Origin of the sequence: Sulfuricurvum sp. (assembly GCF_049305995.1) — a bacterium.
Classification (GTDB): Bacteria; Campylobacterota; Campylobacteria; order Campylobacterales; family Sulfurimonadaceae; genus Sulfuricurvum.
In genome coordinates, this window is record NZ_JBAQPS010000277.1 from 1 (window position 1) to 10,222 (window position 10,222).

Here is a 10,222-nt window from a genome sequence, read left to right on the forward strand (position 1 = left end):
GTTTTGAGAGGTACTTTTGCTCTACCCAGCCCCCAAAATCATGCGGATACAAATACCCTTTGTGCTGTTGGCGCAAGTGCTCGGGAATATCGAGGATCACTCCGTTTTTCACCGCACTTTGCGCAGCATTGATTGCGTTATACGCCGTGTTCGATTTTGGCGAAGCGCAGAGATAGATCACCGCTTGGGCAAGAATTATACGCGCTTCGGGATAGCCGATTTGTTTGACGCTCATCATCGCCGAAGTGGTCAATGTCAACGCTTGAGGATTCGCATTCCCCACATCTTCGGAGGAGAGGATCACAAGACGTCGTGCGATAAATTCAGGCGGTTCTCCCCCCTCGATAAGGCGTGCAAGATAATAGATCGCTGCGTCGGGGTCGGAACCTCGGATACTCTTGATCAGCGCAGAAGCGAGATCGTAATGCACCCCTGCTTCCGAGCTTCCCAAACTTTGTGCCGCAGGGCGGAGTGATTTTAGGAGTGCAAGGGTTATCGGTTTGTTCAACGCAGAAGCAACTTCGAGCAATTTGAGCATCGCCCTAGCATCGCCACCCGAACTGGCAATCAAATACTCTCGCGCTTCTGCCTCCATTTCAACGGAAGTGCGAACTAACAAATCCTCTAACGCGTCAAAACCGATGGAATGAAGTTCAAACAACAGTGAGCGTGAACGCATCGCCGCAGTTAGGCTAAAATAGGGATTCTCCGTCGATGCACCGATTACTAACACACTGTTTTTTTCCATAACGGGGAGTAACACCTCTTGCTGATTCTTTGCCAAACGATGCACCTCATCGATAAAGATCAGAGGTTTAGTAAGTGATCCCTCGTATTGCTCATATATCTTTCGCAAATTTTCGATTTTGAGAGAAGTGGCATTAAACTCATAAAAGGGGAGATCCATTACTTCGGCAATGATTCGCGCTAACGTCGTTTTACCGCAACCGGGAGGGCCATAAAAAAAAGAGTGTGTGAGAGCACCGCTCTCACACAAAGATCGAAGCGGTGAATCGGATGAGCAGAGGTGAGGTTGACCTACCACATCATCAAATTTTTTGGGACGAAGCAGATAGGTAAAGTCTGCCACGATTACTACTTATTAGAACGAATGGCGAGCAAAGCCCCCCATTCTACGCTAGCCGCTATGGCACTAAAGCTACGCTCATTTGGGCGAGAATTTTTACTCATCCAGCTATCACTTTGATGATCACTTCGCGCTCTTGACGAGGGCCGTCAAATTCACCGAAAAAGACACCCTGCCATTTTCCAAACATCGGACGACCATCATGAACCGGAATGCTTACCGATGCACCCATACGAGAAGATTTCAAATGTGCTGCCGCATTGCTTCCGACATGAGAATATTTAGCATCACTCGGGATAACGGTAGAGAGAGCTGAGAGTAAATCGCGTCGGAGATTTTGGTCAGCATTTTCAAACAAAAAGACACTTCCTGTCGTATGGGGAGTAAAAACGACACAAATACCAGATTTGATACCAGATTTAATAACTGCCTCTTTCACTTCAGCACTGATATCCATCAACTGTGTTTTATGACTGGTTGGGAATTTAAGTATTTTCATTTTTTACCACCTTTTGAAAATTTAGAGTCTGGTTTATACTTATTTGTACTAAATGGCTCATTGGAAGGTTTTGGCTTGAGCTTTGCCTTATCTTTGATGAATGTTTTTTTTACGGGTTTGGACTCTGATTTTTCAAACACTTTCGGAGCTTTTTTTTCACCCTTTTGTTTTTGTTTTTCCGCTTTTTCTACGGCATCCAAAAACTCTCGTAAATTGGAATACTCACTTCGTTCCAAAAAGCGTACTTTTCCGGTCGGAAGGTTATTAAGCTCTATCCCTCCGAAACTGAGACGTTTAAGATCGACGATTTCAGCTCCAAAATGGGCAAAAAATCGGCGAAGCTCTCGGTTTTGTCCCTCTCCGATAGCAACTTTTAGGATCGAGTAATCTCCTTGATCTTTTTGCACTTGATAGGCATAAAACGGAGCGAAACTCATCGGTCCCTCAGGTGCATACTCATGGGCACCCGCACTCGCATCTTCGAGTTCAAGCCCTTCCCCCATCGCAACTTTCATCGCATCGGTAACAGGTCCTTTGATTTTGATCTTATAGACCCGTTCCATCTTCGATGTCATCAACGCCGTTGCAACACGAGACGCATCGGTGAGAAGCAATAATCCTTCCGAAGCAAAGTCGAGCCGTCCAACAGGGATATAGTGGCGATATTGTTTTGCAAGTGAATCGTAAATCGTTTTACGCCCCTGCGGATCTTTTTTCGTCACCAATTCGCCGCGCGGTTTGTTATAGACGATCACCGTAAACTGATCGTTCGGAACAATCTTGTTCCCGCTGATCATGACATTGGCATTGCGCTCATCTACCTGTATGGCAGGGTTGGTTTCAACCTCTCCGTCAATGCGGACATATCCATCAAGGATAGCTTGATCGGCTTCACGACGTGAATAGGTCGAGTAGTGGGCGATATATTTGTTTAAACGCATCATGAGATACCTGCTTCCACGAGTGTATGAAGATGCAATGCACCTTGAATTATGCCCTCACGATTCGTGACGACTAACAACTGTATTTTTTTCTCTTCGATCAATACCAGTGCCTCCGAGGCGAGCATTGTCGCATCATCGATAACAAGCGGATTACGAGTCGCGTACTCTTTTGCGTAAGCGTCAAGCGAAAACGAATCACTCATCAACGCACGACGGATGTCGCCATCACTGAGCAATCCTGAGAGTTTCCCCTGTGCATCGGTGAGCATCACTGTCCCCAAACGCCCTTCGCTGAGTTTTAAAATCGCCTCTTTCAGAGGGGTGTTTTCATCCACGATCGGAAGATCGGTTGTGCGCATTAAATCAGATACTTTTACAAACAACCGTTTCCCTAAAGCACCGCCGGGGTGAAATGAGGCGAAATCCTCTTTTTGAAAATTTCGCGCCTTCATCAAACACACCGCGAGCGCATCGCCCATCGCTAATGTGAGAGTCGTTGAACTGGTCGGAGCGATATCGAGAGGACACGCTTCGGTAGAGACATTAATGTTTATTACCTCATCACTGTAGCGTCCGAGAGTGGAATCACTGTTTCGGGTCATCCCGATAAGGGGAATATCGAATCGTTTGATGTGAGGGAGGATGGAGCTAAGTTCCGGACTCTCTCCGCTGTAACTGATGGCCAATACCGCGTCATCACGACCAATCATCCCCAAATCGCCGTGCAGTGCTTCGGTAGGGTGGAGGAAAAAACTTGGCGTCCCAGTCGAAGCAAACGTCGCGGCGATTTTTGCCCCGATCAGCCCCGATTTGCCCACACCTGTAATAACTAACTTCCCTTTGCACGCCAAGATCATCTCCACGGCACGGATCATCTCTTCTCCGAGGCGATTTGAGCCCTCTATGAGAGCCTGCGCTTCAATTTCAAGTGTGTTTTTGGCTATTGCGATATAATCGTTGTTCATAAATATAATTATAGCTGAAATGGACTTTATCCATGCAAAACCTTTATCAAGAAGTAAACACACTGGATCATCGTGCGGTAGAGACATTCGGTCTCAGTGAACCCATCATGATGGAACATGCCGCCTCCGCTATAGCTGATTATATCACTCAGAATTTCCCTCTCTCCTCTTTGGTTTTGATTGTTTGCGGAAAAGGAAATAACGGTGCAGATGGACGTATACTGGCACGGCAACTGGAGGGAGATTATCATGTCTCACTCGATTATCAAAACGATACTCACTATGATGTGATCGTCGATGCCTTGTTTGGCAGTGGACTTAACCGTCCCCTCGACACAGCGTCACAGGAGCTACTCGATAATCTAAACCTCTCCCCTGCTTTTAAAATAGCCTGCGATGTCCCCAGCGGTCTCTATGCCGACGGTACGCTCGATCCTCACACTTTTAGAGCCGACATTACCATCACTATGGGAGCACTCAAACGAAGCCTCTTTAGCGACGGGGCCAAAGAGCATACGGGAAAGATCCTTGTCGCCAATCTTGGGATTTCACGTTCACGTTATGAAGTACCCTCGCCATGGCAATTGCTTGACCCCTCAGATTTAGTTCTCCCTCTACGTACACAAGCCTCAGCCCATAAAGGAACCTATGGTCACCTCGCGATTATTTGTGGTGAACATGTAGGAGCATCAGTTTTAGCTGCCTCAGCGGCACTGCGTTTTGGGTCGGGGTTGGTAAGCATCATTAGCAACGAAAACCTCACTATCCCTTATGAGCTGATGCAATGCCACTCTCTGCGCCCTACCACTAACGCCGTTGCACTTGGGATGGGGTTGGGAAGTGAATTTGACGATGATGAGCTTCGACGATTATGCGATCATACCCACCCCATGGTGTTGGATGCCGATATTTTCATCCATCCCATCTTTTTGACACTCCTAAAGCGCCCCAATCTCGTCCTCACACCCCATCCCAAAGAATTTGTCCAAATCTTAAAAATCTGCAACATCGCCGATATTGATACCCAAACCCTCCAAGAAAACCGCTTTTTCTATGTTGAAACTTTTTGTACCGCCTATGCGCACGTAGTATTGCTCCTTAAAGGTGCCAATGTCATTATCGGTGCAGGAGAAGCATTTTTTATTAACCCTCACGGAACCGTCGCGTTAGCCAAGGGGGGGAGCGGTGATGTACTAGGCGGTCTGATCGGAGCGCTCTTAGCCCAAGGCTATGCACCGCTCCATTCGGCAGTTCAGGCTTCGTTAGCTCATACCCTCGCGGCACAAAAATGGGGGAAAAACAACTATGCTCTCACCCCCTTTGATCTTATAGAAAGAATTACCACTTTATGAAAAAAATCGTAGCCCTTTTCAGCGGCGAGGGGACGAATCTCGCCAACCTCATCGAAAAAATCCATCTCAAACACGGTGCGCTCATTTGCGCCATTACCAACAACCCAAAAGCCGGCGGGATAGCCAAAGCCCGCGCAGCTCATATCCCCGTAGAAATCTTAGACCATCATGATTATGAAAGCCGTGAAGCCTACGATGCCGCACTGGTGAAACTGATCGGCGAGTACAACCCCGATCTCGTCGTTCTGTGCGGCTTTATGCGGATTCTTACCCCCGTATTTACTTCCAATGTACGATCCATCAACCTCCACCCTTCTTTATTACCCGCATTTAAAGGCTCACACGCCATTGAGCGGAGTTTTGAAAGTGATGAAAAAATCTGTGGCGTGAGTGTTCATTGGGTCACCGATGAACTTGACGGCGGTGAGATAATCTTGCAAAAAAGTTTTACTAAAAATCCTAAGGATACTTTAGAAGAATTTTCGGCTAAAATTCGCGAAATTGAGCATGAAATTTTGCCTCTCAGTGTCATAAAAGTCTTATCGGAAGTGGGACTTTAGTCCCGCATGATTTTGCGAGGCTAAAGCCTCACTTCCAAAACAAAAATGTCAAAAAGTTAAATATTAACATAAGGAATCTCATAAAATGCACACATTACAAATCGGAAAATATACCCTCGGCAGCCGCCTCATCGTCGGAAGCGGTAAATACGACTCGTTCAAAACGACCAAAGCGGCAACGTTAGCTTCAGGCTCAGAACTTATCACCGTCGCCGTGCGCCGTCTCAATATCACCAACCCGAACGAACCGAATCTTCGTGATACCTTTGCGGGAACCAATGTCAAATTCTTGCCAAACTCCGCAGGGTGCACCACTGCCGAAGAGGCGATCACTCTCTTTCGCCTCACCCGCGAAGCAACAGGGATCGATTTGATCAAACTCGAAGTGATCGGCGACACCCAAAAAACCCTCTATCCCGATGTTTTGGAAACGATCAAAGCGTGTGAAGTATTAGCGCGTGATGGTTTCACGATCATGGCATACACCTCGGATGATCCGATCATGGCACGCCGTCTCGAAGATGCGGGTGCTCACGCGATCATGCCTCTCGCCGCCCCTATCGGTTCAGGGTTGGGAGTTCAAAACAAATATAACATCGTGTTTGTACGTGAAGCGGTCAAAGTGCCTATTATCGTCGATGCGGGGATCGGATGTGCCAGTGATGCAGCGTTAGCGATGGAACTCGGAGCAGATGGTGTTTTAACCAACACAGCGATTGCACAAGCGCAAAATCCGATGATGATGGCGGAAGCAATGAAGAATGCGGTGATAGCAGGGCGTTTGAGTTATCTCGCAGGACGTATACCGAAACGTCCTTACGCCACTGCTTCATCTCCAGTTGATGGGATGATCCAGTTTTAATGACCTCTCTCTACTTTTCTCTATTAGCGAGAAAAGTAGCAAAAGAGCATACCGCGATCCAAGAACGCTCGTCCCTCTCGGCACTACTGCCTCCGGAACGGCTCTTTGTATTGGATCACGGAGATTTGTTTATTTATTTTCGCTTTGCGAAAATTATGCAAATAAAATATTTTGCCCTCACACCACACCAAGAGCAAGGTCGCTTGCCGAAGGGCAAAAGCGTACCGCCAGCGTTCTGGTGTGAGGGCGCTTTTCTTTTGCGTACTTTTCTTTTCTAAAAAGAAAAGTACATCAAGCTTCTATGTAATCCAAATCCTCATGAAACGTCTCACGCGTAAAATAGAGCGCCACCAAAGCAATCGTAAACACAACTGATCCCACAACTGCGGCGGAACCCAAAACTCCCATGCTCTCTTTTAAAAGCATAAAGCTCGAAGTAATCGGAACCACCGAACCGCGTACGAAATTAGGAACCGTCGTTGCCACGGTAGCACGGATATTCGTTCCGAACTGCTCTGCCGCCATTGTGATAAAGAGTGCCCAATATCCACAGAAAACACCCAATAAAAATACCGCAACGTAAAACGACTCTGCCGTAGCACCGGATAAGGTGAAATAGTAAAAAACACTCACAACCGAGAGTCCCATAAAAATCGTATAGGCACGTTTACGGCTTTGCATCTGCTGTGAAAGATATCCGCTGGCTAAATCCCCGACCGAAAGACCGATATAGGTGTACATCAGCGCTTGCCCAGCACTCACTTCACCACTAATCTCCAACGCTTTAGCAAACTCAGGAGAAAACATCACCAAAACCCCGACAACATACCACAGCGGCATCCCGATCACGATTGCTTTGATGTATTTACTGAAAAGCTTCTTATGGCTAAAGAGGGCAAAAAAGTGCCCTCGCTTGATATCATCACTGACCTGGTGTTGAAACATTTCTGATTCTCGGACGCGAAATCGTAGAACCAACAGTAAAAAGCCTAGAATCCCACCGAAGATGTAAGCGTTCCGCCACGCGAAGTTTTCGGCTACAATGTTCGCGGCAACAACACCTAGGACACCAAACGCGGCAATCGCCATCACCCCATACCCACGTAGCTCTTTAGGGAGGATTTCGGCGACGAGCGTCACCCCGGCCCCCAGTTCACCCGCCAAACCGATACCGGCGATAAATCTCAGCAGCGCATACTGCTCGACATTGCTCACAAACGCATTAAGTGTATTTGCCACCGAATAGAGGATAATCGACGCGAACAGTACCGAGAGCCGCCCTTTTTTATCCCCTAAAATCCCCCATAGTATTCCCCCTATGAGCATTCCTGCCATTTGAGCATTGAGAATAATCGATCCCCACAGGGTAACACCATCTTTATTCAACCCCAGCTCCGTCAAACTCTCGACACGAACAACTCCAAATAAAATCAAATCATAAATATCGACAAAATATCCCATCGCAATGACGATAACGGGGAGCGTCAACACTTGACGCCATACTGATACTGTCATCATTCAGCCTTTGTACGTTTAGTGTTGTAATAAGCATAAATCAACATTCCGATTATTGACCAACCAATAAAACGGAGCCACGTATCAAACGGCAATCCCGCCATCATAAAAATAATTAAGATAAAATTGATTGGCATTAAAATTTTAAATGCGGGTACTTTAAAAGAGGGTTGAATCGTATTTTGACGACGCAAAACAATAATTGCCACGGCAACCATCAAATAGGCAAAAAGAGTTCCGATATTCACTAATTCGGCCAATGTTTTCAGAGGTATAAGTCCTGCCATAATGCTCAAAATTGCTCCGCCGATCAACGTCGCTTTATACGGAGTATTGAACTTTGGATGAATTTCACTCAATACCTTAGGAAGAAGCCCATCTCGTGCAAGAGCAAAAAGGATACGGGTAAATCCAAGACCCATAACCAACATAACCGTAGTAATCGTAATAACCGCACCCAATGCAATAATATTTGCGGCAAAAGGTTCATTTACTCTATAAAGTGCAAAGGCAAGAGCATCAGGAACATTCAACTCTTGATACGGGACGATTGCCGTAAGGGTAAAGCTTACAAGGATAAAGAATACAACACTAAGTGCCAATGAGAGGATCAATCCTAATGGAATATTACGCTCAGGATTTTTGGTCTCTTCGGCCACCGTGCTGATCGCATCAAATCCAAGATAGGCAAAAATAATCAACGCCGCACCGTGCCAAACTCCTTCCCATCCAAAAGGGAAAAAATTTGAAAGGTTATTAAAATCAACATGCGGTAATCCGACCGCGACAAAGGTAACCAATACAGCCAATTTGATAAATACAATTGCCGTATTTACCTTAGCACTCTCTTTTATCCCTATTGCCAAAAGGACAAAAATGGCCAAAATTATTCCAAATGCACTAATATCAATGTACGTTCCCACACTCGGATTATACGCACCACTGAGGGCTTGCGGAATATGAATATTCATGCTGTTTTCTAAAAAACGACGTAAATATCCAGACCATCCCGTAGCCACCGCCGCCGTAGCCACCCCGTATTCGAGCAACAAATTCCACCCGACAAACCACGCAAAGACTTCCCCCAGCGACGCAAAAGTAAAACTGTACGCACTCCCCGCTACCGGATAGGCAGAACTCAGCTCCGCATAAATGAGAGCCGTAATACCGATCATTACCGCTCCCAATAAAAATGATAATACGATTGCGGGACCCGCCATCGTCGCCGCAGCTTGACCCGTAATGACAAATATCCCTGCACCGATAACAGCACCGACCCCAATAAACGTTACATCCATCAGCCCCAAACTGCGTTTAAATTCTCCGGTTGAACCGGACATATCCTTTTTATGAAAAATACTTTTCATTTCCCCTCCTACACTCAATCTAACGGTGTACTGCAATCCTGCTTACAATAAGAGTCAATTATACATCATTTTCACCTGCTTTTAAGATTTTTAGACCCTTTATACCATATAAATCAATCGGTTTATTCACATTTTTACGCACATCTCTTGACAATAATTGGATTTTCGACTATAATTTCGCCTCACTAATTAGCTCACTCGGGTAAATTAGATGAAGGTCGGGGCGTAGCTCAGTATGGTTAGAGTACTTGGTTTGGGACCAAGGGGCCGGAGGTTCGAGTCCTCTCGCCCCGACCATGTTTTTTCTTTTTTAGTATCGTTTTCAAGCAGATTCTTTATTTATAAATGGTGGAATTAGCTCAGTCGGTTAGAGCATCAGGTTGTGGTTCTGAGGGTCGTGGGTTCGATTCCCATATTCCACCCCATTTGTTTCTGGTTTGAAACTCCTTTGATACGCGATGTTTTAGAAGGCGATTGTGCGTTCGTAGCTCAACTGGATAGAGTAACGGACTTCGGATCCGTAGGTTATAGGTTCGAACCCTATCGGGCGCACCATAGTAACTCGTGCGTCCTTAGCTCAGCTGGATAGAGCAATGCCCTTCTAAGGCATCGGTCAGAGGTTCGAATCCTCTAGGGCGTACCACCTTAGACTTTTTTATGCGGATGTGGTGAAATTGGTAGACACGCCAGACTTAGGATCTGGTGCCGCAAGGTGTGAAGGTTCAAGTCCTTTCATCCGCACCATCGAAAAACCCCTATTTTATGGGCTTCGGTATACTTCTTCAAACTATGGGTTACATAAAGGGTTACATATCTCTTTAAATACTCACTCAAAAATCCCACTTTTTACCCTCTTTTTTTATTCTGAATTTTCTTTATACTCGTTACTTTTTGAAACGTACCTCATCGATAAAATCCTACCCTCTATTTTGCACGTAAAAAGTAGGTTAAAAAACAACCAAAAATAGAGCTTTGAAATGCCGTTGCCTTGGGGATTGTGAGGGGTTCATAATTTACTAAAAATTTTACTAAAATTTTACCTAATTTTGGAACATCCAAACAGTCTGAGAG

The 10,222-nt window shown here is 45.9% G+C and carries 10 protein-coding genes and 5 tRNA genes; 9 read left to right on the forward strand and 6 right to left on the reverse strand.

What is annotated here, in order from left to right; genetic code table 11:
• The 4 genes from WA010_RS09410 to WA010_RS09425 form a co-directional block, all read right to left on the reverse strand.
• Positions 1-1,090: replication-associated recombination protein A (locus tag WA010_RS09410; RefSeq protein WP_422556873.1), on the reverse strand; the 1,090-nt coding region annotated here is incomplete at its 3' end.
• 97 nt (positions 1,091-1,187) lie between these two features.
• Positions 1,188-1,586, reverse strand: a complete 399-nt coding sequence (locus WA010_RS09415) for a secondary thiamine-phosphate synthase enzyme YjbQ (RefSeq protein ID WP_422556874.1) — start codon at positions 1,584-1,586, stop codon at positions 1,188-1,190.
• Positions 1,583-2,530 (reverse strand): pseudouridine synthase, encoded by a 948-nt coding sequence (locus WA010_RS09420; protein WP_422556875.1) that lies wholly within the window; start codon positions 2,528-2,530, stop codon positions 1,583-1,585. The genes WA010_RS09415 and WA010_RS09420 overlap by 4 nt, the downstream gene beginning before the upstream one ends.
• Positions 2,527-3,495, reverse strand: coding sequence for a KpsF/GutQ family sugar-phosphate isomerase (locus WA010_RS09425; RefSeq protein WP_422556876.1), 969 nt, complete (start codon positions 3,493-3,495; stop codon positions 2,527-2,529). Before WA010_RS09425 ends, WA010_RS09420 begins: the two co-directional genes overlap by 4 nt.
• Positions 3,496-3,527: 32 nt before the next feature.
• On the opposite strand from WA010_RS09425, the gene WA010_RS09430 reads away from it, so the two are divergent.
• The 4 genes from WA010_RS09430 (at position 3,528) to WA010_RS09445 (ending at position 6,547) form a co-directional block, all read left to right on the forward strand.
• On the forward strand, positions 3,528-4,847 hold the full coding sequence (locus tag WA010_RS09430) for an NAD(P)H-hydrate dehydratase (protein WP_422556877.1): 1,320 nt from the start codon (positions 3,528-3,530) through the stop codon (positions 4,845-4,847).
• Entirely contained in the window at positions 4,844-5,407 is a 564-nt protein-coding gene (gene purN / locus WA010_RS09435; RefSeq protein WP_422556878.1) for a phosphoribosylglycinamide formyltransferase, read from the forward strand. Before WA010_RS09430 ends, purN begins: the two co-directional genes overlap by 4 nt.
• 85 nt (positions 5,408-5,492) lie before the next feature.
• The gene (locus tag WA010_RS09440) at positions 5,493-6,269 is read left to right on the forward strand and encodes a thiazole synthase (RefSeq protein WP_422556879.1); all 777 of its coding nucleotides are present in this window, start codon (positions 5,493-5,495) and stop codon (positions 6,267-6,269) included.
• Positions 6,269-6,547 (forward strand): hypothetical protein, encoded by a 279-nt coding sequence (locus WA010_RS09445; RefSeq protein WP_422556880.1) that lies wholly within the window; start codon positions 6,269-6,271, stop codon positions 6,545-6,547. The genes WA010_RS09440 and WA010_RS09445 overlap by 1 nt, the downstream gene beginning before the upstream one ends.
• 13 nt (positions 6,548-6,560) lie before the next feature.
• On the opposite strand, the gene WA010_RS09450 is transcribed toward WA010_RS09445, so the two are convergent.
• A complete protein-coding gene (locus WA010_RS09450; protein ID WP_422556881.1) occupies positions 6,561-7,784 on the reverse strand; it encodes an MFS transporter in 1,224 nt (407 codons plus the stop codon).
• Positions 7,784-9,151 (reverse strand): amino acid permease, encoded by a 1,368-nt coding sequence (locus WA010_RS09455; protein WP_422556882.1) that lies wholly within the window; start codon positions 9,149-9,151, stop codon positions 7,784-7,786. Before WA010_RS09455 ends, WA010_RS09450 begins: the two co-directional genes overlap by 1 nt.
• Positions 9,152-9,370: 219 nt before the next feature.
• Here WA010_RS09455 and WA010_RS09460 point away from each other — a divergent pair.
• The 5 genes from WA010_RS09460 (at position 9,371) to WA010_RS09480 (ending at position 9,895) form a co-directional block, all read left to right on the forward strand.
• A tRNA-Pro gene (locus tag WA010_RS09460) sits at positions 9,371-9,448 on the forward strand.
• A gap of 51 nt (positions 9,449-9,499) precedes the next feature.
• A tRNA-His gene (locus WA010_RS09465) sits at positions 9,500-9,576 on the forward strand.
• Between the two features lie 53 nt (positions 9,577-9,629).
• Positions 9,630-9,706, forward strand: a tRNA-Arg gene (locus WA010_RS09470).
• A gap of 11 nt (positions 9,707-9,717) precedes the next feature.
• Positions 9,718-9,794 (forward strand) — tRNA-Arg (locus WA010_RS09475).
• A 16-nt stretch (positions 9,795-9,810) separates the two neighbouring features.
• Positions 9,811-9,895: transfer RNA gene (locus WA010_RS09480), tRNA-Leu, on the forward strand.
• The last annotated feature ends 327 nt before the right edge of the window (positions 9,896-10,222 follow it).

Coding starts and splice junctions, on each gene's coding strand:
- WA010_RS09415 (WP_422556874.1), bottom strand. CDS start 1,586: ATGAAAATACTTAAATTCCCAACCAGTCATAAAACACAGTTGATGGAT.
- WA010_RS09420 (WP_422556875.1), bottom strand. CDS start 2,530: ATGATGCGTTTAAACAAATATATCGCCCACTACTCGACCTATTCACGT.
- WA010_RS09425 (WP_422556876.1), bottom strand. CDS start 3,495: ATGAACAACGATTATATCGCAATAGCCAAAAACACACTTGAAATTGAA.
- WA010_RS09430 (WP_422556877.1), top strand. CDS start 3,528: ATGCAAAACCTTTATCAAGAAGTAAACACACTGGATCATCGTGCGGTA.
- purN (WP_422556878.1), top strand. CDS start 4,844: ATGAAAAAAATCGTAGCCCTTTTCAGCGGCGAGGGGACGAATCTCGCC.
- WA010_RS09440 (WP_422556879.1), top strand. CDS start 5,493: ATGCACACATTACAAATCGGAAAATATACCCTCGGCAGCCGCCTCATC.
- WA010_RS09445 (WP_422556880.1), top strand. CDS start 6,269: ATGACCTCTCTCTACTTTTCTCTATTAGCGAGAAAAGTAGCAAAAGAG.
- WA010_RS09450 (WP_422556881.1), bottom strand. CDS start 7,784: ATGACAGTATCAGTATGGCGTCAAGTGTTGACGCTCCCCGTTATCGTC.
- WA010_RS09455 (WP_422556882.1), bottom strand. CDS start 9,151: ATGAAAAGTATTTTTCATAAAAAGGATATGTCCGGTTCAACCGGAGAA.